Below are 1258 nucleotides of genomic sequence, written 5' to 3' on the forward strand. Positions count from 1 at the left end.
TGGGAGGGGGCGCGCTGGGGACAGAAACGGTACTCAACCAAAAGCCCCGCTCTGGGGCGCAACCGCAGAAACAAAAGGAGCGGAGCGGCCCCCGCCTCGGCGGGCCCCGCTCCGTTCCGTCGTCGCCGGGACTCACCAGGTGGCGCGCACCTGGCGGATGATCCGCCGACGCAGCCGCACCCTGCGGCTGCCGTCGCGCATCAGGCTCAGACGGTCCAACTCCCAGTGACCGTACTCGGCATGGTCCGTCAGCAGACGTGTGGCGTCCTTGCGGGAGACCCCGCGCGGCACGTACACGTCGACAAATTCGTATTCCGGCATCGCATCTATTGTGCGGGCTGGGGGCTCGTACGGATAGCGTCTGCACTATGTCTGATGCTGCGCAGCCCACCGCTGCAGAGGTACGCGCCGCGGCCGAGGCGGTCAAGACCGCGCTCGACCGCCACCTGGCCGCGGTCGAACGCCGGTCGGGGGAGGACGACCCGGCCGTCTACGAGGCGTTCAACCAGCTGGCGGCGGCCGCCGAGGCGTACGACGAGCTGCTCTACGACCGGTACGACGAGGTCACGCCCTTCGAGATCCCCGGTGCGGAGGACACGCTGCCGCCGTACACGGGTCCCGAGGAACCGAACGCGCTGAGCGTGCTGATCCGCCGCGACTACGCCGTGGTGGAGCCGCAGCGGCTGCTGGCGCAGGCGCAGCGGATCGAGGCCGCCGACGACGAGGCGGACGGGGCGGAGGTCTCCGCGACGGTGCACGGTGCGCTGGGCATCCTGTTCGGCGAGTTCGAACCGGACGAGATCGCCTCCCGGCACAAGGAGTTCGGCCTCGAGGAGGGCGACTCCACGCTGTGGGTGACGGCCGCGGACGACGCCGCCGAGCCCGGCGAGTGGCTGGAGGCGCCCTTCGACCAGGTCGACCCGCAGCGGGTGGTCTGCCGCTTCGACGTCAGCGCCGTGTTCGACGACGACGTCGAAGACATCGAGGACATCGACGAAGCCGACGACATCGAGGACGTCGAAGACATCGACGACGAGGACGACGAGGACGCGGACGACGACGACGCGGACGACGCGGACGACGATCTGGAGCCGCTGGACGCGGACCGCTGACGGTCCGGCCGTGTCGGCCGCGGGGGGGGGGGGGGGGGGGGGGGGGGGGGGGGGGGGGGGGAGAGGGGGGGGGGAGGGGGGGACGCCTAGCTCAGACCCAAACACCCCAATACGTAGACTTTGTTGGTGGGGTGGGTGGGGGGTAG

2 protein-coding genes are annotated in these 1258 nt (G+C 70.8%); one reads left to right on the forward strand and one right to left on the reverse strand.

Annotated features, from left to right (window positions below; genetic code table 11):
• Positions 1–132: 132 nt before the first annotated feature.
• Positions 133–321, reverse strand: a complete 189-nt coding sequence (locus ACZ5GT_RS40790; protein WP_007380901.1) for a DUF5703 family protein — start codon at positions 319–321, stop codon at positions 133–135.
• 47 nt (positions 322–368) lie between these two features.
• On the opposite strand from ACZ5GT_RS40790, the gene ACZ5GT_RS40795 reads away from it, so the two are divergent.
• Positions 369–1112: a hypothetical protein gene (locus ACZ5GT_RS40795; protein WP_469037014.1), complete on the forward strand. Its 744-nt coding sequence runs from the start codon at positions 369–371 to the stop codon at positions 1110–1112.
• The last annotated feature ends 146 nt before the right edge of the window (positions 1113–1258 follow it).

It is taken from the genome of Streptomyces sp. NPDC031340 (assembly GCF_055569945.1).